Annotated in this window: 20 protein-coding genes; 5 read left to right on the forward strand and 15 right to left on the reverse strand. The window is 64.2% G+C overall.

The features are described from left to right. Window positions 1-33: 33 nt before the first annotated feature. Window positions 34-846 (forward strand): SDR family oxidoreductase, encoded by an 813-nt coding sequence (locus V7787_RS35500; protein WP_064490712.1) that lies wholly within the window; start codon window positions 34-36, stop codon window positions 844-846. A 234-nt stretch (window positions 847-1,080) separates the two neighbouring features. On the opposite strand, the gene V7787_RS35505 is transcribed toward V7787_RS35500, so the two are convergent. The 4 genes from V7787_RS35505 to V7787_RS35520 form a co-directional block, all read right to left on the reverse strand. After that, on the reverse strand, window positions 1,081-2,535 hold the full coding sequence (locus tag V7787_RS35505) for an efflux transporter outer membrane subunit (protein WP_336092078.1): 1,455 nt from the start codon (window positions 2,533-2,535) through the stop codon (window positions 1,081-1,083). Continuing rightward, window positions 2,532-3,593, reverse strand: coding sequence for an HlyD family secretion protein (locus V7787_RS35510; protein ID WP_049587435.1), 1,062 nt, complete (start codon window positions 3,591-3,593; stop codon window positions 2,532-2,534). The genes V7787_RS35505 and V7787_RS35510 overlap by 4 nt, the downstream gene beginning before the upstream one ends. Window positions 3,594-3,621: 28 nt before the next feature. Continuing rightward, the gene (locus tag V7787_RS35515; protein WP_336092080.1) at window positions 3,622-5,163 is read right to left on the reverse strand and encodes an MFS transporter; all 1,542 of its coding nucleotides are present in this window, start codon (window positions 5,161-5,163) and stop codon (window positions 3,622-3,624) included. A 136-nt stretch (window positions 5,164-5,299) separates the two neighbouring features. Then, the gene (locus V7787_RS35520) at window positions 5,300-6,205 is read right to left on the reverse strand and encodes a LysR family transcriptional regulator (RefSeq protein ID WP_019752517.1); all 906 of its coding nucleotides are present in this window, start codon (window positions 6,203-6,205) and stop codon (window positions 5,300-5,302) included. Between the two features lie 218 nt (window positions 6,206-6,423). Here V7787_RS35520 and V7787_RS35525 point away from each other — a divergent pair, with 218 nt between their 5' ends. Further along, the gene (locus V7787_RS35525) at window positions 6,424-6,876 is read left to right on the forward strand and encodes a universal stress protein (protein WP_336092082.1); all 453 of its coding nucleotides are present in this window, start codon (window positions 6,424-6,426) and stop codon (window positions 6,874-6,876) included. 71 nt (window positions 6,877-6,947) lie between these two features. Here V7787_RS35525 and V7787_RS35530 read toward each other — a convergent pair whose 3' ends face one another. From V7787_RS35530 to V7787_RS35545, 4 genes are read right to left on the reverse strand one after another with little or no spacing between them, the layout of a single operon-like run. Further along, a complete protein-coding gene (locus V7787_RS35530) occupies window positions 6,948-7,808 on the reverse strand; it encodes an efflux RND transporter periplasmic adaptor subunit (protein ID WP_004575355.1) in 861 nt (286 codons plus the stop codon). Between the two features lie 10 nt (window positions 7,809-7,818). Further along, window positions 7,819-8,019, reverse strand: coding sequence for a DUF1656 domain-containing protein (locus V7787_RS35535; RefSeq protein ID WP_003251718.1), 201 nt, complete (start codon window positions 8,017-8,019; stop codon window positions 7,819-7,821). Beyond that, window positions 8,009-10,186: an FUSC family protein gene (locus tag V7787_RS35540; RefSeq protein ID WP_003251716.1), complete on the reverse strand. Its 2,178-nt coding sequence runs from the start codon at window positions 10,184-10,186 to the stop codon at window positions 8,009-8,011. Before V7787_RS35540 ends, V7787_RS35535 begins: the two co-directional genes overlap by 11 nt. Next, a complete protein-coding gene (locus V7787_RS35545; protein WP_143999636.1) occupies window positions 10,183-11,712 on the reverse strand; it encodes an efflux transporter outer membrane subunit in 1,530 nt (509 codons plus the stop codon). The genes V7787_RS35540 and V7787_RS35545 overlap by 4 nt, the downstream gene beginning before the upstream one ends. 191 nt (window positions 11,713-11,903) lie before the next feature. On the opposite strand from V7787_RS35545, the gene V7787_RS35550 reads away from it, so the two are divergent. Both V7787_RS35550 and V7787_RS35555 read left to right on the forward strand, forming a co-directional pair. Next, complete coding sequence (locus V7787_RS35550; RefSeq protein WP_003251712.1) at window positions 11,904-12,851, forward strand: LysR family transcriptional regulator; 948 nt, start codon at window positions 11,904-11,906, stop codon at window positions 12,849-12,851. Between the two features lie 173 nt (window positions 12,852-13,024). Further along, complete coding sequence (locus V7787_RS35555; protein WP_003251708.1) at window positions 13,025-13,999, forward strand: 2-hydroxyacid dehydrogenase; 975 nt, start codon at window positions 13,025-13,027, stop codon at window positions 13,997-13,999. 309 nt (window positions 14,000-14,308) lie between these two features. Here the strand turns inward: V7787_RS35555 and V7787_RS35560 are convergent, their stop codons facing one another. Beyond that, a complete protein-coding gene (locus tag V7787_RS35560) occupies window positions 14,309-15,211 on the reverse strand; it encodes a DMT family transporter (RefSeq protein ID WP_064491613.1) in 903 nt (300 codons plus the stop codon). A 185-nt stretch (window positions 15,212-15,396) separates the two neighbouring features. On the opposite strand from V7787_RS35560, the gene V7787_RS35565 reads away from it, so the two are divergent. Beyond that, window positions 15,397-16,272: a helix-turn-helix domain-containing protein gene (locus V7787_RS35565; RefSeq protein WP_104887067.1), complete on the forward strand. Its 876-nt coding sequence runs from the start codon at window positions 15,397-15,399 to the stop codon at window positions 16,270-16,272. A gap of 29 nt (window positions 16,273-16,301) precedes the next feature. Here the strand turns inward: V7787_RS35565 and V7787_RS35570 are convergent, their stop codons facing one another. From V7787_RS35570 to V7787_RS35595, 6 genes are all read right to left on the reverse strand, one after another. Then, window positions 16,302-18,692 carry a TonB-dependent siderophore receptor gene (locus V7787_RS35570; RefSeq protein WP_336092089.1) on the reverse strand — a complete coding sequence of 797 codons (2,391 nt, stop codon included), beginning with the start codon at window positions 18,690-18,692 and terminating at the stop codon, window positions 16,302-16,304. Between the two features lie 199 nt (window positions 18,693-18,891). After that, on the reverse strand, window positions 18,892-19,872 hold the full coding sequence (locus tag V7787_RS35575; protein WP_104887065.1) for a FecR family protein: 981 nt from the start codon (window positions 19,870-19,872) through the stop codon (window positions 18,892-18,894). Further along, window positions 19,869-20,444 carry an RNA polymerase sigma factor gene (locus V7787_RS35580; RefSeq protein WP_104887864.1) on the reverse strand — a complete coding sequence of 192 codons (576 nt, stop codon included), beginning with the start codon at window positions 20,442-20,444 and terminating at the stop codon, window positions 19,869-19,871. The genes V7787_RS35575 and V7787_RS35580 overlap by 4 nt, the downstream gene beginning before the upstream one ends. A 5-nt stretch (window positions 20,445-20,449) precedes the next feature. Beyond that, window positions 20,450-20,776, reverse strand: coding sequence for a DUF3325 domain-containing protein (locus tag V7787_RS35585; protein ID WP_104887064.1), 327 nt, complete (start codon window positions 20,774-20,776; stop codon window positions 20,450-20,452). Beyond that, the gene (locus V7787_RS35590) at window positions 20,776-22,353 is read right to left on the reverse strand and encodes a PepSY-associated TM helix domain-containing protein (protein WP_064491617.1); all 1,578 of its coding nucleotides are present in this window, start codon (window positions 22,351-22,353) and stop codon (window positions 20,776-20,778) included. The genes V7787_RS35585 and V7787_RS35590 overlap by 1 nt, the downstream gene beginning before the upstream one ends. Next, window positions 22,350-22,655, reverse strand: a complete 306-nt coding sequence (locus tag V7787_RS35595; RefSeq protein WP_020191458.1) for a DUF3649 domain-containing protein — start codon at window positions 22,653-22,655, stop codon at window positions 22,350-22,352. The genes V7787_RS35590 and V7787_RS35595 overlap by 4 nt, the downstream gene beginning before the upstream one ends. Window positions 22,656-22,671 lie beyond the last annotated feature (16 nt).

Raw genomic sequence — 22,671 nt, forward strand, 5'->3', positions numbered from 1 at the left:
ACAACCAATCCTCCATGACAACAGGCCCCAACCATGCCCACCGTCCTGATCACCGGTTGTTCCAGCGGCATCGGCCGCGCCCTGGCCGACGCCTTCCGCGATGCGGGCCACCATGTCTGGGCCACCGCCCGCAAGCCTGAGGATGTCGAGCAGCTGAGTGCCGCCGGCTACACGGCCCGGCAGCTGGATGTAAACGATGGCAAGGCGCTGGCCCGCCTGGCAGAGGAACTTGAGACCCTCGATATCCTGATCAACAACGCCGGCTACGGCGCCATGGGCCCACTGCTCGATGGTGGCGTCGACGCCCTGCGCCAGCAATTCGAAACCAACGTCTTCGCCGTGGTCGGCGTTACCCGGGCGCTGTTCCCGCTGCTACGCCGCTCACGCGGCCTGGTGGTGAATATCGGCAGTGTATCGGGCGTACTGGTCACGCCATTCGCTGGCGCGTACTGCGCCTCGAAGGCGGCTGTGCATGCCCTGAGCGATGCCTTGCGCCTGGAACTGGCACCGTTCGGTGTACGGGTAATGGAAGTACAGCCGGGCGCAATTGCCTCGCAGTTCGCCAGCAATGCCCAGCGCCAGGCCGAACAGGTGCTGGCGGCAGACTCGGCGTGGTGGCCTTTGCGTGAGCATGTGCAGGCACGGGCGCGGGCATCGCAGGACAAGCCAACGTCGGCGGCGGTATTTGCCCAAGGCGTGCTGGCAGCCGTCGGCAAGTCTTCGGTGCCCGCGGTGGTACGTTTGGGGAATGGCAGTACAACCTTGCCGCTGATGGCACGGTTGCTGCCGCGGCGGTTGCTGGACTGGGCACTGCGCAAGCGCTTTGGCCTGCTGCGCCCGCTCTGAGTGATCGCCTGCCTGTACCCGCGAAAGGGCCGGGCCTGCTGGCCAATTTCCACCCGCCGTTCACCGTTGCCGCCGCTACCGTATTCGCGGGTAAACCCGCTCCTACACACACGCATCGGTGGTTGGACACAGGCCGCTGTAGGAGCGGGTTTACCCGCGAAGAGGCCAGTACAGGCTGTAAAGCATCATGCCATGGACCGCAGTACCCCGCCCTCCAGATACTGCGCGTCCTCTCTAACCGTGAGCATTCGGCGGCGGCTCATCAAACGCCTGCCAGCCTCCACCCAGCGCCTTGTACAGCCCCACCAGCGCCTGCGACACCGCGGCCGAGCTGTCGATCCATTGCTCCTCGCTGGCCAGCAGCGCGCCTTGCACCGTCAGCACATTGAGAAAGTCCACCGCCCCTTCCACATACTGGCGCTGGGCGGTTTCCAGGGCGATACGGTTTTGCCGCACGGCCTCGGCAAGGTGATCACGGCGCAACTGACTGGCGTTGTACAGGCGTAGCACATCGTCGATTTCATGCCAGGCCCCCAGCACCACCTTGCGATAGTTCAGCGCAGCTTCCTGCTGTTGCGCCTCGCGCAGCTCCAAGGTGCCCTTGAGCCGGCCACCTTCGAAAATCGGCAGCGACATCTGTGGACCGAAGGCAAACCGGCGCGAATCCCAGCCACCGAAATCCGACAGCTGCAGGGCCTGGAAGCCGACACTGCCCGACAGGCGGATACTCGGGTAGAAATCCGCCTTGGCCACGCCAATGCTGGCAGTGGCGGCATGCAGGCGGGCCTCGGCCTGGCGGATGTCCGGGCGGCGCTCGGCCAGTTCGGACGGCAAGCCGATGGCAAACTTCTGCTGCGGCGCAGGCAGCTCGCCGCCTGGCAGCAATTCGGCCTGGAGGCTGCGCGGCGGCTCGGCAGCGAGCAGGCTGAGGGCATTGATCAGGTCATCACGCCGCGCTTCCAGGCTTGGCAGGCGCGCTTCGATAGAAGCGACCTGGGCGCTGGCCTGGGCCACGTCCAAGCGCGTGGCAACGCCTTCGGCCTGGCGGTCCTGGGACAGCTTCAGGCTGTGCCGGGCGACCCTGAGGTTATCCTGCGTCACATCGAGGGTGTGCTGCACGGCACGCAGCTGGATGTAATTGCCGGCGGTTTCCGAAAGCAGTGCCAGCAGCACACCGCGGCGGTCATTCTCGGCCACTTCGACCGTGGCATCGGCAGCCTCGACCTGACGCCGCACACGGCCCCACAGGTCCAGTTCCCAACCGGCCACCAGGTCGCCCTGCCAGAGGTTGAAGGCTTCTTTCCCGGCCTTGCCGGACGGATCGCTCAAGCCATCGGCGCTGTTACGAGCGCGGCTGTAACCGGCGTTCACGTCCACCGACGGTACTTCGTCGGCAGCCAAGGTACTGCGCAGGGCACGGCTTTGCAGCAGCCGCGCGCTGGCCATCTGCAGGTCGAGGTTGCGTTCGGCAACGCGCTGGATCAACGCGCTCAGGCGGGCATCGTGGAACGTTTCCCACCAGCGCAGTTCAAGCGGTTCGGCCTGCGGCTGGCTGGCCGCTGCCTCGCCTTGCAACGGCGCCCACTGCTGCGGGGCCTGGCTATCTGGGCGCAGGAAATCCGGGCCCAGGGTGCAACCGGTCAGCAGCACAGCCAGTAGCAACGGGCTCAAGCGTAATCCCGGTTTCATCGCGCGCTTACCTCTTTGCCGTCCAGCTTGTCGCCACGCGTGTCGATGGTGGCTTCGACCGACATGCCCACACGCAAGCGGGTGAGCAGTGGCTGGCCATCATCGAGAACGATCTTGACCGGAATGCGCTGCACCACCTTGGTGAAGTTGCCGGTGGCGTTGTCTGGCTTGACTGCGGCGAAGGTGACGCCGGTAGCCGGGGCAATGCTCTGCACATGGCCTTGCAGGGTTTCGCCGGAGAAGGTGTCGACGCTGATGCGCACCGGCTGGCCCGGCTGTACGTGGGTCAGCTGGGTTTCCTGGAAGTTGCCGACCACATAGGCCTGCTGCAACGGCACCACCGACAGCAGGCGAGCGCCCGGGTTGACGTAGGCCCCCACGCGCAGGGCGCGTTCGCCGACCATACCGTCCACCGGCGCGGTGATGCGGGTGTAGGACAGATCGAGCTGGGCCTTTTCCAGGCCTGCTTCGGCACGCTTGAGCTGGCCATCGGCGCTGGCCACTTGAGCCGTGAGGATGTCCACCTGCTTGCGCGCCGCCACCCGCGCAGCTTGAGCGTTGGCCAGGCGAGCACGGGCTTGATCGACAGCGCTGCGCGCCTGCTGGGCGTTCTGCACGGTACCCGCGCCCTGCTCGGCAAGGCGGCTGTAGCGGTTGACTTCATGGTCGGCGAACGCCACCTCAGCCTGGGCCGCCTTCACTGCCGCTTCTGCCTGGGCAATCAGCGCGTCCTGGCGTTCAAGCGTGGCGCGGGCATCGGCGCTTTGTGCCTGGGCTACCAGTAACTGCGCCTGCGCAGCATCCAGCGCGGCCTGGTAGTCACGCGCGTCGATGGTCGCCAGCAACTGGCCAGCTGTGACCTGCTGATTGTCTTCCACCAGCACTTGCTTGATGAAACCGGCGACTTTGGGCGCGACCACGGTGTAGTCGGCGGTCACATAGGCGTCATTGGTGCTCTGGCGGTGATCGCTGCCAAACATCCAGGGGCCGACGATGCCGGCCAGGACGGCCACGGCCAGCACCGAGCCGATGAAAAGGGTTTTGCGGTTGTTGGTCATTTCAATGGTTCTCGAAATCATCCAGGGTTCAAGCCACCGCACGCGGCGGATAGACCCGGGTAGGCACGAAAGGAATCAGGCAGATCAGGGCCACGGCGATACAGGCCAGCACCAGATAGAGGTCAGCCGAGGTCAATACCTGCGCCTGGTCGTGAATGCGCTTGGCCAGGCCAGCGGCGTTGCCGTCGACCAGCGGGGCGTTGCCCAGGCTGTCCACCAGGTGATTGGAATGGAAATGCCGGCGCAGGGTGCCAAGAACATCCAGCAGGCCACCGGCGATGACGGCGGCCAGGCCCTTGACGGTGTTGAACCAGCTGGAGGCGAACGGGCCTTCCTGCGGGGTCATGCCATTGGTGGACAGCATCAGCAGCGGCAGCACTGCCATCGGCTGGCCGAACACCTGCAGCAGGTAGAACGGGTAGAAGTCGCCACGGATCCACTCGCTGGTCAGCAGGCTGCTGCCAACACAGGACACCGCCAGCAGCGCCAGGCCAATGCCCAGCACCCAGCGGCAGTCCACTGCCCGGATGTTGCACAGTGCCGCCGTCAGCGGCAGGGCGATCAGTTGCGGCATGGCCACCAGCATCATCAACGGGCTGGTCTGCGCTGGGCGGTAGCCCTGGATCTGCGCAAGGTAGGCCGACGGGATGCTGCCCACACCCGAGAGCACGATCAGCACGCCGGCCAGGGTCACCAGGGCGAAACTCAAGTTGCGCCGCTGCAACAAGCGCAACTGGAAAAACGGCAACGGCTCGGACCACTCGTTGTACATGAACAACACCAGCAACAGCAGGCCACCGCCCAGCAGCCAGCAGATCAGCGGCGAGTCGAACCAACCCCAGCGGTCGCCCAGCGAAAGGCCCAGCACAGTGCAACTGATGGCGGGCAGGCCCAGCAGTACGCCCCGCCAGTCGAACTGTTTGAAACGCTCCAGGCGCAGCGGGTCCTGCGGCAGCCCCCAGCCTACGCAGACCATGGCCAGCAGCGAGGGCAGGATGATCTGCCAGAACGCCCATTGCCAACCGACGTATTCGGTCCACAGCCCCGCCAGCGGCGTGCCGAGGTTGGGGCCAAAGGTGGCGGTCAGGGCGTAGCAAGCCAAGCCATAGACCTTGATACCTGGCGGCAAAAAGCGCAGGGCCACGCTCATCAACATCGGCGGCAACGCGCCAGCGGCAAAGCCCTGCAGTACGCGCAGCAACATCAGGCTGTGCAGGTTGGGGGCGAACGGTTGCAGCAGGCCAAGCACGGCGAACAGACCAATTGCGCTCATGGTGAAGCGGCGCAGCGAGAAGGTCGTGGCCAGCCACGGCGCAAAGGCCATGGCCGAGACCGAAGCGGCGCTGTATACCGCCAGCAACCAGGCACCTTCATCGGCGCCGATGCCCATGGCGCCGCGGATATCGGCCAGGGAAATCTTGGTTACCGACTCGTTGAGGCCGGCGCACAGCACAGCCAGCAATACACCGAACAACCCGACCACTACCTGCAGGCCGAACGCAGCCTGCGCGGGCGCAGCCGGCGCAGGGGCGGCGGCCATGGCGGCAGACGGGACGGACAGGGAACTCATGGGCAGACATCTCCGGCAACAAAATTTGCGACTGGAGCAAGTCTAAAAAGGTCGAATGCTTACGAAAACTGACTTGTTGGCAGTTTTATATTGCGTCAAACGCAATCGGGCAGCGGATGCGCACGTGCCCCACGCCTCAAGGGTCCATCCTGCCGCACGCCTTCAACGTCTGCCGCAGCCAGCGATGGGCCGGGTCGTTATCGAACCGCGGGTGCCATGCCTGCATGACGTTGACCTTTTCCAGTGGCACAGGGATCTCGAAGGACCGCAATGGCAGTTTCAGCCGGTTCACACTGTTCAGGATATTGGCGGGTATCGGCAAGATCAGGTCCGAGTCCGGCAGCGAAAACATCGCGGAGTGAAAACTCGTCGTGATCAGCGCTACCCGGCGCTCCACCTTGTAATTGGCCAGCGCCACGTCGATAGGCCCATTGGCACGGCCACGGCGTGACACGCTGATGTGCGGGTAGGCGGCGAAGCGCTCAGGGGTGATCTCGTCATCGAAAACCGGGTGCCCTTCACGCGCCAAGCCCACGAAGTAGGTGTTGAACAGGCTCTGAGCCTTGATTTCGGGGCCCAGATCAATGGCTGAACTGATGATCAGGTCGATTTGCCCATTGCGCAGCACCGCATCATCGTCGCCGCTGCCCTCCGGCACAAAACGCAGCACCGTATGCGGTGCCTGGGCCAGCATCATGCGCAACAACTGAGCGCCATACAGGGCGATGAACAGGTCATTGGTGCGGATGTTGAAGGCACGGTCCAGGTTCACCAGGTCGACATCGTCGCGACTGCGAAATACCTGCCCGGCCTGCTCCACCAGGCCATGCACCTGCTCGCGCAGGGCCAGCGCACGTGGCGTCGGCACCAGGCCACGGCCGGCGCGCACCAGGATCGGGTCGCCCAGCGCTTCGCGGATACGCCCCAGGGTTCGGCTCATGGCTGCCGGGCTCAGGTTCATGCGTTGCGCCGCGCCAACCACGCTGCCCTCGTCGAGCAAGGCATCGAGGGCGACAAGCAGGTTCATGTCCGGAAGTTGCATGGCCGTTTTCCGTTACAGCTGTAGGGAATGCGATGGTATCAGGTAGATGGATTGCACCGGACGCAATGCGCTTGTGCGTGGTGGGCCATTTATTCAGGGGAAGGGTTGGGTCAAGAATGATGCATGGCAGGTTTGGCCCTTTCGCGGGTAAACCCGCTCCTACGTTGGTCTACGCGAAGAGGCCGCCCCAGCCCCCCCAAATACATCAAGGATTCTGCATGCCCAGCCCCGTCCTGATCGCCATCGACGCCTCCCCCGCATCTGCCGCCCTGCTTGCCCTCGCCCGCCGCTACTGCCGCCCGGGCGAGCACGAACTGCACGTGCTGCTGGCCATCGATTCGACCTTCGCGGTGCACGAGCAACCCGCGCCCTACACCGCCGAGGAACTGGAAGAATACCCCGCCGCCTGCATGGAACAGCAGCATGCCGACCACGCCGTAGCCAAGGCCGTGCGCGAACTGCAGCAAGCCGGCTTCGCCAGCCAGGGCTGCATGGTGGCCGGGCTGCCGGTTGAAGCGATTGTGGCCAAGGCGCAGGAATTGAACTGCGAGCTGATCATCATGGGCCACCGCCACCTGTCGCGGCTGGGGCGGTTACTCGACCCGTCGATCAGCGCGAAGGTGATTGATCGGGTCGAAGTGCCGGTGTTGGTGGGGGCGGCGAGTGCATGATTGGAGCGATGTGCCGCCTGTAAGATCGAGCACCACGCGAGCGGCGCTCGATCAGTCTGGCGACCTGCCTCTCAAGGCGAACTCGGCTTCACCACCACCGTACAGGTCGTCCCCGCCGCCAGCAAAAACCCTTCCGGCACTTCATCGATGTGAATGCGCACCGGCACCCGCTGCGCCAGCCGCACCCAGTTGAAGGTCGGATTCACGTCGGCGATCAGCTCGCGGCTCTGTGGGTTGTCACGGTCGTAGATGCCGCGGGCGATGCTCTCCACATGCCCCTTGAGACGCTCGCCGCTCATCATCTGCAATTCGGCCTGATCACCCACCTTCACATGCGGCAGCTTGGTCTCCTCGAAGAAGCCGTAAACCCAGAACGAGTGCTCGTCGACCACCGCCATCACCGCTTCACCGGTACGCGCATAATCGCCCTTGTGGATATTCAGGTTGGTCACATAGCCGTCAACCGTCGCCACGATATGCGTACGCTTGAGGTTCAGCTCGGCTGCGGCCAACTCGGCAAGGGCTTGTTGATAATCGGCTTGGGCGGAATTGGCGATGTTGCTGGCGTCGTCGCGGTTTTCCTTGGAGATCACCAGGTTGTCCATGTCGGCACGGCGCTTGGCATTGACCTTGCGCATTTCCCAGGTGGCCTTGCGCGAGGCGACCAGTGCCTTGGCCTGGTCGACTGCCAACTGGTAGTGCTCAGGGTCGATCTGGATCAGCAAGTCGCCCTTCTTCACCCGCTGGTTGTCCTTGACCGGTACATCCACCACGTAGCCGGGCACGTCGGCAGCAACGTTGATGATGTCGGCACGCACACGGCCATCACGGGTCCATGGCGTGGTCATGTAGTGCAGCCACAACTGGCGACCGATGGCCACGGCAGCGACCAGCACCAGCAGGGTGGCGATCAGGCTGAAGAACTTTTTCATCGAAGGATTCTCACCAGTAGACAGACAGCGCCATGGCGCCGAACAAGCAGACGAACAGGCTCAGGCGCAGCAACGCCGGGTGCCAGAAGAAGCGGTAGCCATCATGGCTGGCAATGAACCGGTCCAGGCCCCAGGCCAGGCCCAGGGCAAACAGGAACATCAAGGTCATGGTGGGCATGTACACGCCATGGAAGGCGATCTCACGGGGCATGGTGCAGTCCTTTCGCCGGTGCCAGTGGCGACTGTGGGTCCAGCAGGGAAGTACGGATGAAGTGCAGGTAGCTTTGCACGCGGCGCAGCACCGAGGTGTCGAAGTGCCGGGCGAATGGCTCGTCGGTGGCCTGCACGCGGGCGATGGCGTGGTCCACTGCCACCAGTGCGCGCTCGTGGTTGCTGGCGCTGGGCTGCAGGAACAGCCGGGTCAGCGCACGGCCCATGACACGGATTGCCTGGCGCCAGGGCTGCGACTCGGCATAGGCCGGGTGCACCGGGGCGCGGGCTTGCTCCTTGCGCAGCTCGATGACGGCGTGGCCGATCTCCAGCACGGTGAACATCCAGCCCATCAGCTGGCTTTGCACCTGCGGCTTGCCGGCCGCCAGGCCATAGGCCTGGTGCAGCAGGTCGCGGGTGCGGCTTTCGAAGGCCGAGCCCAGACCGCGCAGGCGGCCGCTGATCGCGAACAGCACCTGCTCGCGCAACGCCTGCTCCAGGCGGCTCCACAGCCAGCGGCTGTTGGGCGGCAGGATGATCGCCCCGGCGGCGGCACAGACGAACATGCCGATCACCATGCCGATGTAGTCGTTGATGAAGGTGTACGGGTCATAAACGGTGAGGTTGTTCGGCACCGAACCAATCGCGAAGAACACCAGCAGGCCGATGCCATAACCGGCGTAGGCAGGGCGCGACGAAAGAAACGCGCCCAGCACGAACACGGGCGCCAGCACCATGCACAGCAGCGGGAAACCGTCGATCCAGGGGAACACGAAGAAGGTTTCGAAGAAGCCGACAAAAGCGCCGATGGCCGTGCCGCAAGCCATCTGGAACGACATGCGCTTGGGGTTGGGTGACGCTGCCGAAAGGCATACAGTGACCGTGGCGATCAGGGTCATCATGGCACCACTGGGCCAATCGCTGAGCAGCCAGTAACTGCCCAGCAGCAACAGCACTGCCGAGGCGCGCACACCGGCGGCCAGCGATACCAGCCAGCTGGTCTGCGCCACGTAGGGCTCGTCCCACTGCTCGCGCTCGTGCTTGTGGGCGGCCAGCGAGGCATGGGTTTCGGCGTAGCTCAACATCTCGTCGACGAAGCGGTACAGCAGCTCGAACGCGGTATGAAAATCGAGCAGGTCGGACTCGCTGGGGTCCGTTGCCAGGTACTCAGCCCGCAGCCCCCGCACCTGGGCCTGCAGGCCTTCCTTGTAGGCGGCCAGCTCCAGGGTCAGGCGCAGCGCATCGGCGTCAGTCAACGCCCGGCCCACATAGGGCTGCAGCAACTCCACCAGGGTGTTCAGGCCCGGTTCGATGGCACTGACAATCTGCAGCGGGCCACGGGCACGCAGGCGCTCCAGCAAGCGGTGCAAGGCATTGAAGCGGGTGGTGATGGCCATGAACTCGCTGTTCATGCGCACCAGCCGGCCACTGCGACGGCGCATGTGCGGGTCTTCGAAAGCGGTGACGTTGCGCAGGCTCTCGAGGCCCACTGCCTCTGCCACGAAGCGCACGTTGCTGCTCTCGAAGCGGTCCTTTTGACTGTCGCCACGCAGGGCCTCGACCACCACCCCGGCAAACACGCCAAAGCGCTGGTACAGGGCGTTGCGCATTGCGGCACTGGCCGACTGCGGCAGGATCGCGGCACTGACGAAGGTCGACACCAGAATACCCAGGGCGATTTCCAGCGCCCGCCATACCGCTGCCATGAACGCCTGGTCGGGGTGTTGCAGCACCGGCAGGCCGATCATCGCTGCGGTGTAGCCAGCCAGCACGAAACCATAGGCGCGGAAGGTGCGGTAGCGCATGGCACCGGCTGAGCACAGGCCCACCCACAGGGCCAGGCTGGGCAGAAACAGCTCGGTGTTCTGCGGGAAGATGGCGATCAGCGCCACCATCATCGCCGAACCCGCCAGGGTGCCGAGCACCCGATAGAAGCTTTTCGCGAACACATGCCCGCTTTGCGGCTGCATGACGATGAAAACAGTGATCATCGCTGTACGCGGTTGCGGCAGCTCCAGGCGCATGGCCAACCACAAGGTGATGAACGCAGCGGCCAGCACCTTGAAGATGTACACCCAGGTCACGCCGTCGGTGCGCGCCCAGGCAAAGAAGCCCCGGCGCCATTCCAGGCTTTGCAGCCAGCGCACGGGCAAACTGGAAGTGCTCATTCGGCGTTATCCGGCTTCTTGTCGAAAATGGCCAGGGTGGCCGGGGTCTTCGGGGCTGCCTGGCGTTCCTCTTTCGGCGCATCCTGACCAGCCTGCAGGCCACCACCCAGGGCGGTGACCAGCTCGGCATGGGCGATCAGGCGGGCGGCCTGCACCTGCTGCTGCACCTGCTGCTGGCGGAACAGCAAGGTCTGCGCGTTGAGTACGTTCAGGTAGTCGGTAAGGCCGCGCTGGAACGCGACCATGGCGATGTCGTAGGTTTTCTGCGCGGCAGCAACCGATTCGGCGGCGAAGTGCGACTGTTCTTTCATCGACTCGCGGCGGATCAACTGGTCGGAGATGTTCTTCAGTGCACCAACCACGGTCTGGTTGTAGCGGGCCACCGCCACGTCATACCCCGCCGAGGCCACGCCCAGTTCTGAGCGCAGGCGCCCACCGTCAAAGATCGGCAAGCTGATGGCCGGGCCGACGTTGTAGTTGAACTTGCGCCCGGTCAGGAATTCCAGCGGGCCACCGCCGGTGGCCATGAAGCCCAGGCTGCCGACCAGGTCGACGTTGGGGAAGAAGCCGGCGTGAGCGACGTCGATGCCACGCGCCTGGGCAGCCACCTGCCAGCGGCTGGCAACCACATCAGGCCGCTGGCCAACCAGTTCGGCGGGCAGGTTCGAAGGCAGTTTCAGCGGCGCGGCCAAGGCCAGGGCCGGGCGCTGCAACTGCGCGCCTTCCCCCGGGCCCTTGCCGGCCAGTGCGGCCAGCTGGTTGCGGGTCAGGGCAATTTCTTCGTCGAGGCTGTCGAGCTGACGGTGGGTTTCCGGCAGCGGCGCTTCGGCCTGGCTGACTTCGAAATGGGTGCCGATACCGGCATCCAGGCGACGCTTGGCCAGGGCCAGGATCTGCTCCTGCTGTTCCAGTTCGGCCTTGACGATATCGCGCTGGGCAAAATGCAGGCTCAGCTGGATGTAGGCACGCACCACATTGTTCTGCAGTTCCAGCTGCGCCTGACGGGCTTCGGCCACGCTCATGTGCGCCTGGTCCACGGCCTGCTCGCTGGCATTGCGCTCGCGCCCCCACAGGTCAAGGGCGTAGCTGAAACCGATGGCGGCGTTGTTGTCCCAGGTGTTGGCACCCGACAACGCGCCGGGGCCATAAAACTGGTCTTCAGGCCAGTTGTGACGCTTGAGCGTTGCCTGGCCGTTGGCCTGGAGCTTTTCCGCCGACTCGACCACACCGGCCATGGCCTTGGCTTCGCGCACCCGCGCAGCGGCCATGGCCAGGCTTGGGCTACCGGCCAAGGCCAGGGTAACCCAGCGGTCCAGCTGTGGGTCACCATAGGCGTGCCACCACTGCTGGTCGGGCCAGTGAGCGTCGGTCGCGGCTTCGCGAATGGCCGCGTCGGTGGTCAAGGTATTGGCTTGCAGCGTCTTGCTTTGCGGGGCAATGCCCCAGGTTCCGATACAGCCGCTCAAGGTGAGGGCAAGGGCACAGGCACTGAACGCCTTGAGCGTTCTGATGATGCGACGCGGCACAGCTGCGATTTCCCGAGGAAGAGGTGAAGGGGCCGGGCAATTCTAGGGGGCGGCAGCACTGGCGATAAGCACAGATTCCTGCGAATCTTTGTTACCAAAACAGCGATAATCCGCCTTTGGTCGAAGGCAACTTTTTCTCTTTTCCAAGTTACTTCGTGACACAATTTTGTCCTCTACCTCGAGAGTGACCCATGGACACCCTGCAAAACATGCGTGCTTTCAGTTGCGTAGCCCAACTCGGCAGCTTCACTGCCGCTGCGGCGCAACTGGATACGACCACCGCGAACGTGTCGCGGGCGGTCTCCAACCTGGAAGCCCATCTGCAAACAAGGCTGCTCAACCGTACCACCCGCCGCATTGCGCTGACCGAAGCCGGCAAGCGCTACCTGATGCGTTGCGAACAGATTCTTACCTACGTCGAAGAAGCCGAGGCCGAAGCCAGCGACGCCCATGCGCGCCCGGCCGGGCAGTTGAAGGTGCATTCGATGACCGGGGTCGGCCAGCACTTCGTGGTCGATGCCATCGCCCGCTACCGCGAAACGCACCCGGACGTGACCTTCGATTTGACCATGGCCAACCGCGTGCCCGACCTGCTCGACGAGGGTTATGACGTCTCCATCGTGCTGGCCACCGAACTGCCCGACTCGGGGTTCGTTTCGCAGCGCCTGGGCATCACCTACAGCATTGTCTGTGCCTCGCCCGCCTACATCGCCCAGCATGGCGTGGCGCACAAGCCTGCCGACCTGCTCAAGCACGCCTGCCTGCGCATGGTCAGCCCGGTGATACCGCTGGAGAAATGGCTGTTCGATGGCCCGGAAGGCCAAGAGATGGTCAACATCACCAGTTCGCCGTTCATGGTGAACACCGCCGATGCCATGAAGACTGCGATTCGCAGTGGCATGGGCGTAGGCGTGCTGCCGATCTATTCGGCTATCGAGGGCCTGCGGGACGGTAGCCTGGTACGGGTGCTGCCCGAATATCGCCTGCAGGAGCTGAACCTGTATGCCATCTATCCATCGCGGCAGTATCTGGATGCCAAGATCAAGACCTGGGTCGAGTACCTGCGCAACTCGCTGCCAGAGATTCTTGCCGCGCATGAGGCAGACCTGAAAACCCATCAGGTGCTGATCGCCAACTAAAAAGCTGCTGCAATGCGGGGGCGGACAATGGTAGGTTGCTAACCATTGATTTCGCCTGTTCCGCCCCTTTCGCGGGCAAGCCCGTTCCTGCAAGGCACCGCGCCCCTGTAGGCGCGGGCTTGCCCGCGAAGAGGCCGGCACAGCCCCACCCCGCCTAGCAGAGAAGTTGCCCGATGAAAAAGACCGTCCTGGCCTTCAGCCGTATCACCCCGGCCATGGCCGAGCGCCTGCAGCAAGACTTCAACGTGATTCTGCCCAACCCCAAGCTCGGCGACATCAACGCCCAGTTCAACGAAGCCCTGCCTGAAGCCCATGGTCTGATCGGCGTTGGCCGCAAGCTCGGCCGGGCGCAGCTTGAAGGCGCGGCCAGGCTGGAGGTGGTGTCCAGCGTGTCGGTCGGCTATGACAACTACGACCTCGACTACTTCAACGAGCGCGGCATCGCCCTGACCAACACCCCCGACGTGCTGACCGAAAGCACCGCCGACCTGGGCTTTTCACTGATCATGGGCTGCGCCCGCCGCACCGCCGAGCTGGATGCCTGGACCAAGGCCGGCAACTGGCAGGCCACCGTGGGCCCGGCCCACTTCGGCAGCGATGTGCATGGCAAGACCCTGGGCATCGTCGGCATGGGCAACATTGGTGCAGCTGTGGCACGCCGTGGCCGCTTCGGCTTCAACATGCCGATCCTGTACAGCGGCAACAGCCGCAAGACCGCGCTGGAGCAGGAGCTGGGCGCGCAGTTCCGCAGCCTGGATCAGTTGCTGGCCGAAGCCGACTTCGTGGTCATCGTGGTGCCGTTGTCCGATGCCACCCGCAAGTTGATCAGCAGCCGCGAGCTGAAGCTGATGAAGCCGAGTGCGTTCCTGATCAACATTGCCCGTGGGCCGGTGGTGGATGAGGCGGCGCTGATCGAGGCACTGCAGGCGGGCACCATTCGCGGCGCAGGCCTGGATGTGTACGAGAAAGAACCGCTGAGCGACTCGCCGCTGTTCAAGCTGCCCAATGCGCTGACCTTGCCGCACATTGGCTCGGCTACTGCCGAAACCCGTGAGGCCATGGCCAACCGGGCGATCGACAACCTGCGTGCGGCGCTGCTGGGCGAGCGGCCGCGGGACCTGGTGAACCCGCAGGTGTGGAAGGGCTGACCGTTTTGGAGTGCCTGTGCTGGCCCCTTCGCGGGTAAATCCGCTCCTACCATTTGGAGTGCCTGTGCTGGCCTCTTCGCGGGTAAACCCGCTCCTACAATTTGGAGTGCCTGTGCTGGCCCCTTCGCGGGTAAACCCGCTCCTACGATTTGGGGTGCCTGTGGTGGCCTCTTCGCGGGGAAACCCGCCCCTACGATTTGGAATGCCTGTGCTGGCCTCTTCGCGGGTAAACCCGCTCCTACAACGGGTGTGCACTGCCCTGTAGGAGCGGGTTTACCCGCGAAAGGGCCGGCCCAGGCAACCCATCACCTATTTGGCGACCACAACACCCTCAGCCCCCCTGGCCCGGGGCTTGCGAAACACCAGCACATTCCCCGCCATTACCGCCACCAAGCCGAGCAAGGCCGGCGCCGTCCACTGATAACCCTCGGCCACCGCCGACACATTCAACGCCACCAGCGGGAACAGCACCGTGCAGTAAGCTGCCCGCTCCGGCCCCATGCGCCCGACCAAGGTCAGGTAGGCAGTAAACGCAATCACAGACCCCGGCACCACCAGGTACAGCAACGATCCGATATAGCGCGCATTCCACTCCATGCTGAACGGCACGCCACTGACCACACAGAACACCGCCAGCATCACCGCCCCATAGACCATGCCCCAGGCATTGGTCGTCATCGGCTTGAGCCCGGCCTTCTGTTGCATGCTCGACAGCATGTTGCCGGCCGAGAAGCACAGCGTGCCCAACAGGGCCAAGCCAAGGCCGTACAGGGTTTCGCGGCTGGCTGCGTGATGCGACAGCTCCGGCCAGAACAGCAGGCCCAGGCCAAGCAGGCCCAAGGCTCCACCGCCAAGCACATTGCTGGCGATTCTCTGCCCGAAGAAAATGCGGGCGTTAAGCGCGTTCCACAGTGTGGCAGTGGAGAACACCACCGCGATCAGGCCGCTGGCGATCCACTGGCTGGCGCTGAGGAAGCAGATAAAGTTGACGCAGAACAGGCACAGGCCCTGGGCCAGGCAGATCTGGTGGCCACGGCGGTTCATGGGTTGCAGCCGGCGGGTAATCAACAGGAAAGCAAACAGGATCAGGCCGGCCAGGGCGAAGCGGTAGACGATCGAAACCGGGATCGCAACCACGCCTAGCTGGAGTTTCAGGGCGATCCAGGTGGTGCCCCAGATCAGGACGGTGAGCAGGTAGAGTGACAGGTTCATGGTGGCGGTTCCTTGGGCCTTTGGAAATCTGTGCCCGGCGCTTCGCGGGTAAACCCGCTCCTACAGGGATCACCAGTGTTCTTTCGATCAGCCTCTGCCTGCTTGCACGAACTTGCGCTTTTCTTGCGCCGGTAGCTGTCACTCGATCCAGGGCGCAGTAGGATGGCAGGCAAGAGGACCCGCCAATGACGCCACTCACCCAGTTGCAAGTGTTCAACGCCATGCATGCCTCGCCCAACGCCAGGCTGGAGCTGAGCGCGCACCTGGGCGACGGACTGGCGGCGGCCTTGTGGAGCAACCGTGACGATGCGCGCGACTACCAGGCGCCTAGCCATCACACCCTGTCGTGCTACATCGCCGACGGCACCGGCACCTTCCGCCGCCAGCGCCCGGCCGACAAAGGTGCGCCCGACAAGCTGTGCGTGATGCCGGCCGGGCAGGAATCGAACTGGGTCGTCAATGGCGCGATCCGCCTGGCACACCTGTATGTCAGCGAGGCGCAGTTCGCCCTGGGCTGTGTGCGCCTGCTCGACCGGGAACCGCGCGAGCTGCAACTGCAGGAAGCGACCTTTCTGGACGACCCGCAGCAGGCTGCCCGCTTTCGTCAATTGATCCAGCTGGACTGGGACGAGCCCGGCGAGCGCCTGCTGGCCAGCAGCCTGGCGCACGAGATCGTTGACCATGCGCTGCTCAGCCAGGTCGGGTTGCGCCAAGGCCTGCGCCTCAAAGGCGGGCTGGCGCCAAACCTGCGCCGACAGCTGGTCGACTACATCGAGGCACACCTGGACCAGCCCATCACCCTGGACGAGCTGGCGCTGCGCTGCAATCTGTCCGAATACCACTTTGCGCGCATGTTCCGCGCCAGTTTCGGGCTCCCGCCGCACCAGTATCTGCTGGCCCGGCGGCTGCACCGGGCATGCCAGCTGTTGCGGCTGGGCGTGTTACCGCTGGGGGAGATTGCCTTGTTGTGCGGGTTTGCCAGTGCCAGCCATTTCAGCAACCGGTTTCGCCAAGCTCTGGGGGCCACACCTGGCGAATACCGCAAGGCCTTTTTCACCTGAAAAAGCGCCCGCTCTGCGGCCCCCTTTACCTAGAACTCGAAGGTGCTCGACAAACTGACCTGCCGCGCATCGCCAATCGCCACAAAGTACTGGTTCACCGCCGAGCTGTAATACACCTTGTCGAACAGGTTCTTCACGTTCAGTTGCAGGCGCACGTTGTGTTCGTCGAGTTTGGTTTCATAAGTGGCAAACGCATCGGCAACGGTATAGCTCGGCAGGTCGAAGGTGTTGGTCGCGTTACCCGAACGCTCGCCCACATAACGGGCGCCGGCACCGAAGCGCAGCCGGTCCCCCCCGAACAGGCTGCCAAAGTCATACACCGCCGACAGCGAGCCGCTGTGCCGGGCCACGTTCTGCAGGCGATTGCCCTCAAGATCAGGGTCCTTGGTGACCTTGGCATCGGTCAGAGCATAGCTGCCGATCAGGCTCCAGCGCTCGCTGAGCTGGCCGGTTACGTCGAGTTCCACACCGCGTGAACTGACCTCACCCGCATTGCTGTAGACCGTCTCGCTTGTGACGGCGTCAAAGTTCGAGACCAGTACATTGCGCTTGGTGATATCGAACAATGCCAGGGTGCCTGTGATGCGGCCTGGCATGTCGAGCTTGGCGCCCAGCTCCCACGCCTTGCCCTCCTCAGGCGCCACCGAGGAGTCGAGCACGACATTGCCGGTCAGCGGCGCGATGGTCGAGTTGGGCTTGAACGACTCGCTGTAGCTGCCATAGAACGAGAGCTGGTCGTCGACTTTGTAAACGATACCGGCGTGGGGTACCCAGGCCTGGCCACTGATGTCGGTATTGGCCTTGAACGGGCGACCGCGGCCAGCGTACTGGTCGTACTGCTGGAAACGCGCACCTGCAACAAGGATCCAGTGCTCATCGAGGTGCAGCGCGTCCTGCACGAACAGCGCATCGGTGCGCAGCTTGTCGGTCTGATCGCTGTCGCTGGCTCGTACGTTGGTGCCCTCCACTTCCTGTCCGTAGACCGGGTCCAGATAACTGAACGTGGACTGTGGTGTCTGGCGAATCAGGTCACCGCGAAAGATCTTGCGGTCTTCATGGTCGATGCCGAACAGCAGGTCATGCTGCATCCCCGCCAGCTCGACATTGCCATTGAGGCTCAGGGTCACGAACTGGTCACGGCTCATGGCGTTGTGGGTGCCGTCGATGCTGCGTGTCAGCGTGCCTTGGGTTTCGTTGACGCCGGTCACGCGAACCTGGCTGGCATCGTAGGTCTCACGATTGAAGCTGTAGCCGAAGTGCAGCTTCCAGTCATCGGCCAGCTGATGGTCGACTTCCAGACGATACAGGTCGGAGCGCCCTTCCATGTCGTTGAACGGCTCGTCCAGGCGGCGCGTGGCAGGGATGTTCAGCGGGTGGCCGTTGTTGCCGAAAGCGGTGCCACGGTCGAACGGATAGAGAAATTCACGGTGCTCGTAGGCCAGCACCACCTGGGTGTCTTCGCCCAGCCAGGCCAGCGACGGCGCCACCAGCGATTCGCGGTGCACGCCGTAGTTGCGCCAGTAGTCCTCGTCTTCGTGGTCGACGATCAGGCGGTAGGCGAAGTTGCTGTCACCCAGTGCGCCCGTGCTGTCGAGCCCGCCACCGCTGCCGTTCTTGCCGCTGCCATAGGTCGAGCCGCGCACGGTCAGGGCGTTGTACTGCTGCAACTGCGGACGCTTGCTGACCACGTTGATGACCCCACCCGGGTCCTGGATACCGTACAGCAGCGAGGCAGGGCCCTTGAGCACTTCGACCCGCTCGGTGCTGGCGTTGAGGTTGCGGCCCTGCACCACGGGCATGCCATCGCGCATGATCGAACCGTCGCGGTTGTCGCCGAAGCCACGTTTCATCACCGTGTCGGATGTGCCGCCGAAGTTGTTGCCCTGGGTAATGCCGCTGACGTTGGCCAGGGCATCATCGAGGTTGCGCGGGGCCTGGTCGCGGATGACCTGGGCCGGTACCACGTTGATTGCCTGGGGGATGTCCTGGTTCGGGCCCTGCCCGCGCATGATCGAAGCGCTGGCCGGGGGCTGGTAGCTGTAGTCGTCCAGTTGCGAGGTCACGGTGGTGGCCTGCAGGCTGAGGGCCCCGGAGGTGTCTGCAGGTTCGAGGGTCAGAGTACGTGCGTCGACGCGGCGCCAGGCCAGCCCAGCGTTGCCCAGCAGTTGTTGCAGCGCCTGCTCGGCGCTGAACCGACCATTCAGCGCCGGCGCTTGCACGCCCGGCAGCTCGAGGGTGTAGACCACGCTCTGGCCAGTGGTGCGGCTGAAGGCGTTCAGGGCCTGGGCCAAGGGTTGGGCCGGCTGGGCGAAGGCATAGGCCTGCAACTGCTCGGCCGCGGTTGCCAGGGGGGCGACAGCGAAGGCCGGGAGCGCAGCAAGGCCGAACCAGAGAGGGACGCAACGCGGGGAGAACTTCATGGACGCTGACCTGTGAGAGGGTGATTACTGCGAATGAATCGCACTTTCACTCATTACACGGATGCCACGTGCTGTTACCTCACCTGTGCCTGGAAATATTTTTTGCTGTGCCGGCCTCTTCGCGGGTGAACCCGCTCCTACAGGGGGGCGCGCAACGGTGTAGGTGCGGGTTTACCCGCGAAGAGGCCGGCACAGGCAACTACCGAACCAGGGTCAAACGCCCCAATACGGTCTGCCTTGAAAAACCCATCACCTTGCCCAGCGAATCCAGCGCCAGCAGCGGCTCGGCCACCGGGAAGCTGCCGCTGACCTTGCGCTGCCCCAGGTCACTATCGAGCAACAGGATACGCCCCGGGTAATAACGCCCAAGGTCATCGATCACCTGCGCCAGCGGCACCTGGTAATAGTTCAGCCACCCCTGGCGCCAGGCCAGACGGTTGTCACTGTCCACCGCCAGGGTGTCGCCTACCCTGCCTGCGCGGTAGGTCACCTGCTGGTTGGCAGTCAGTTCTCGCGCCACAGTGCCCTGCGCGGGGCTGACGCCCACACGCCCACTGCGCACCGTCACCTGGGCACCCTCGCCTTGCTCACGCACCTCGAACTGGGTGCCGAGCACCCGCACTTCGCCGCCGGCAGCTTCCACCAGGAACGGCTCACCGGTATGGGTAACCTCGAAGAACGCCGCGCCATGCAGCAACCGCACACGGCGCTCACCCTGGGCGAAATCGACCGCAATGGCGCTACCTGCATCAAGCGTCACCTGCGACTGGTCGGCCAAGGTCACCTGGCGAATCTGCCCGGCACTGCGGTAGTCCGCCTGCAGGTCCTGCAACCAGTACCCCGGGTGCCAACCACCCGCGACGCCCACGGCCAGCACCAGGCAGGCTGCCATCGCCAGCCCTGCCGCCCGCCGCCAGCCGCCACGCGCCGGTGGTCTGGCCATGGCATCGAGGTAGCGCTGCAGGGCGTCCTGTTCTTCGTCCGCCAGCCGCGCCGCCGGGGCGGCGCTTTTCTGCCAAAGTACCTGGGCCTGGTCGTAGGCTGCGCGGTGTGCGGGGTCGGCCAGCAACCAGCGCTTGAATGCCGCGCCTTCGGCTTGCCCGGGTTGCTCGTTGATCCGGTTGAACCATTGCAGGGCAGCCTGAAACTGCGCTTCGGTGATCGGCGGTAAACGGCTCATCGACGGGCGCTCCCTGGCCGGCGTGGGGTGGACGCGGGCTCGGCAACACTCGCCTTGCACGCTTCGAGGGCGCGCATCATATGCTTTTCCACGGCGCTCTGTGACAGCTGCATGACTTTGGCGATTTCGCTGTACTTGCAGCCGTGAATGCGGTTGAGCAGGAAGATCTGCCGGGTGCGCTCGGGCAAGGCACGCAAGGTGGCCTCGATACGCTGCAAGTCGTGGTCAACCTCCACGGCCTGCTCAGGGGCCTGGGCCAGGCTCGCCTCGCTCACCGGCACAGCGGCTTCGGCCACGCGTTCGCGGCTACTTTCGCTGCGCAGGTGGTCTATGGCCAGGTTGCCCGCGCAACGCAGCAGGTAAGTGTCCAGCGCCTCGACCTTGACCTCGGGGCGACGCCAGAAACGCAGGAACAACTCCTGGACCAGGTCCGAAGCGGTGGCGCGGCAGCCGACCCGACGGTTTACCAACGCCTCCATACGCGCACGCTGGGCCTGGAACACCTGGACGAAACGTGCACGTGCGCCTGCGCTGTCAGCGTGAGGCTCGATGATATCCCCTGGCTCGCTCACGGGGGTCACACGGCAAACACGGCGAGCATCGGGCCCAGCACCACGCTGGCGGCGGCCAGGCCCAGCAGCAGACGAGGCTGGTACGGCAGGCCGAACACCCACAGTGTTACCCCGGCCATCAGCACCGCGGTCCACTCCACCAGGCCGAGGGCCCAGCCACGCTGGTGCACGCTGAGCACCAGCGACAGTATCAGCAGCAGCCAACCTGCAAAACGCAACAGGTGCAAGTGGCGCGGGCGCGGCTTGCGCCCGAGCAAGTCGCTGAAATGCTTTTCCATCGCCAGGCACAGGGCAACGAAGCCTGCAAAGGCGATCAGTGCGTTACCCAGCATCAGCTCGCCCCCACCGTTTCAATGCTCGGCTTTTTTGTCGCACGCGCGGCGCGCTTGGCTACGGGCGTGGAGCTGGCCAGCATCTTGCGAGCCAGCCAGGCCAGAAACAGGCCGGTCCCCAGGGCTGTCAGATCGAAGCCGGCCATGGCCCAGTCGCCCTCCAGTACCGAATGGTTCAAGCCCCGGTCAGTCGTCAGGCCATTGAGCAACGGCAGCAGGGCGAAGGCCAGCGCCCCCAGCGCCAGTTGCTCGCCCCAGGCCTTGCGCCCGCTACGCAGCACGGCGTGCACCAGCGACAGGCCCCAGGCGATGAAGAAAGCATTCACCTCCCAGTCGGCCCGGCCTTCGACAGCCATGGGCACAAGGCGGTTGGCCCAGAAGAAGCTCGCCACCGCCAGCAACAAGCCGCTCATGCTGGCCATATTGAGCACTTCGACCAGGCGCAGCTCACCTGGCACAGCTCCGCTCTTGGCGTGCTTGAGCTGGCGCTTGCCCAACCACATCACCAACCCGGTACCAATCACCGCAGTACCGGCCACGCCAAAGAAGAAGTACAGCCAGCGCAGCCAAGGCCCGGCAAAGTTACCCATGTGCAGGCCGGCGAAACTGAAGGCGGTCATCATTACCCCGCTCTCTGGCTTGCCCTGGCTCAACAGCGCACCACTGGCCCCATCGAATGTCCAGTTGGCGCTACGCCGATAAGCCACGTGGTCGGCTGCCGATTGGGTGAAGGTGACGCGGGCATTGCTGTCGCCCGGGTTCTGCACCTGGATGTTGCCGACACGCGCCCCCGGCTGCAGCTCCTGCACCTTGGCGTACAGGCTCGGCAGCGCTACCAGCGGTGTGGCCACCTGGGCCGCCTTGGGCGCATCGTTGCGGCCAAACAGGTCGTTGAAGTACTTGTCGGTGTCATTGCCGTAGCTGGCCATGATGCCTGCCGGCATCACCATGTACATGAACAGCACCAGGCTGCTGTAGCTGATCATCAGGTGAAACGGCAGCACCAGCACGCCGATGGCGTTGTGCCCGTCCAGCCAGGAACGCTGCCCCTTGCCAGGGCGAAAGGTGAAGAACTCTTTGAAGATCTTCTTGTGGGTAATGATGCCGGTGACCAACCCCAGCAGCATGATGAAAGCGCAGAACGTCGAGAGCCAACGGCCAACCGGATAAGGCATCTGAAGCTGGAAGTGAAAGCGGTAGAAGAACTCACCACCGCGGCTGTCACGTGCTTCCACCGGCTGGCCGGTCTGGGTATCGAGGGTTTTCCTGACGAAGCCACGCGGGCCGCCACTGGGGTCGCGGTACCCCACACTCAAGGCGGCCTCCCGTTCGTTCGGCATGCGAATGAACCAGGTACTCGAATGCCCTGCATTGTCCTGCAGGTAACGTTGAGCCACAGCCAGGCTATTGATCGGGTCCAGGGCATGGCTGCGCACTTCAGGTTGCGACCAATGAGTGATTTCTTCCTTGAAGTACGACAGCGTGCCGGTAAGGAAGATGGCGAACAACAGCCAGCCGAAGATCAGGCCGGTCCAGGTGTGCAGCCAGGCCATGGCCTGGCGGAAGCCTTCTTTCATGGGTTTTTCATCCAGTAGGCAACGCCGCTGATCACGCCCAGCAGCAGGCTTGGCGCCAATACGCCCAACCAGGCACGCCAGGCGCTGCGGCAGGCGAAACACCAGATGAACGCCAGCAGGTAGAAGACGAACGACAGCAGCAGGCCGGTGAGCGTGGCATCGACCTTGGGCAACGGCGCCACCAAGGCAATACAGACACTGGCCATCGACGCCAGCAAGTAGCCGCCCAGCAGCGCGGCCAGGCTGCGTGAGGCAACGCCCAGCCGGTAACTGAGCGGGAGGCCGGCGGTTTTGCGCGTCATGGCGAAGGTCCGGGCG

The sequence above is a fragment of the Pseudomonas sp. CGJS7 genome (assembly GCF_036961695.1).

What these genes read in the sequence shown, in the direction of transcription:
- V7787_RS35500 (WP_064490712.1), top strand. Translation starts at nt 34, where the DNA reads ATGCCCACCGTCCTGATCACCGGTTGTTCCAGCGGCATCGGCCGCGCC.
- V7787_RS35505 (WP_336092078.1), bottom strand. Translation starts at nt 2,535, where the DNA reads ATGAAACCGGGATTACGCTTGAGCCCGTTGCTACTGGCTGTGCTGCTG.
- V7787_RS35510 (WP_049587435.1), bottom strand. Translation starts at nt 3,593, where the DNA reads ATGACCAACAACCGCAAAACCCTTTTCATCGGCTCGGTGCTGGCCGTG.
- V7787_RS35515 (WP_336092080.1), bottom strand. Translation starts at nt 5,163, where the DNA reads ATGAGTTCCCTGTCCGTCCCGTCTGCCGCCATGGCCGCCGCCCCTGCG.
- V7787_RS35520 (WP_019752517.1), bottom strand. Translation starts at nt 6,205, where the DNA reads ATGCAACTTCCGGACATGAACCTGCTTGTCGCCCTCGATGCCTTGCTC.
- V7787_RS35525 (WP_336092082.1), top strand. Translation starts at nt 6,424, where the DNA reads ATGCCCAGCCCCGTCCTGATCGCCATCGACGCCTCCCCCGCATCTGCC.
- V7787_RS35530 (WP_004575355.1), bottom strand. Translation starts at nt 7,808, where the DNA reads ATGAAAAAGTTCTTCAGCCTGATCGCCACCCTGCTGGTGCTGGTCGCT.
- V7787_RS35535 (WP_003251718.1), bottom strand. Translation starts at nt 8,019, where the DNA reads ATGCCCCGTGAGATCGCCTTCCATGGCGTGTACATGCCCACCATGACC.
- V7787_RS35540 (WP_003251716.1), bottom strand. Translation starts at nt 10,186, where the DNA reads ATGAGCACTTCCAGTTTGCCCGTGCGCTGGCTGCAAAGCCTGGAATGG.
- V7787_RS35550 (WP_003251712.1), top strand. Translation starts at nt 11,904, where the DNA reads ATGGACACCCTGCAAAACATGCGTGCTTTCAGTTGCGTAGCCCAACTC.
- V7787_RS35555 (WP_003251708.1), top strand. Translation starts at nt 13,025, where the DNA reads ATGAAAAAGACCGTCCTGGCCTTCAGCCGTATCACCCCGGCCATGGCC.
- V7787_RS35560 (WP_064491613.1), bottom strand. Translation starts at nt 15,211, where the DNA reads ATGAACCTGTCACTCTACCTGCTCACCGTCCTGATCTGGGGCACCACC.
- V7787_RS35565 (WP_104887067.1), top strand. Translation starts at nt 15,397, where the DNA reads ATGACGCCACTCACCCAGTTGCAAGTGTTCAACGCCATGCATGCCTCG.
- V7787_RS35570 (WP_336092089.1), bottom strand. Translation starts at nt 18,692, where the DNA reads ATGAAGTTCTCCCCGCGTTGCGTCCCTCTCTGGTTCGGCCTTGCTGCG.
- V7787_RS35575 (WP_104887065.1), bottom strand. Translation starts at nt 19,872, where the DNA reads ATGAGCCGTTTACCGCCGATCACCGAAGCGCAGTTTCAGGCTGCCCTG.
- V7787_RS35585 (WP_104887064.1), bottom strand. Translation starts at nt 20,776, where the DNA reads ATGCTGGGTAACGCACTGATCGCCTTTGCAGGCTTCGTTGCCCTGTGC.
- V7787_RS35590 (WP_064491617.1), bottom strand. Translation starts at nt 22,353, where the DNA reads ATGAAAGAAGGCTTCCGCCAGGCCATGGCCTGGCTGCACACCTGGACC.
- V7787_RS35595 (WP_020191458.1), bottom strand. Translation starts at nt 22,655, where the DNA reads ATGACGCGCAAAACCGCCGGCCTCCCGCTCAGTTACCGGCTGGGCGTT.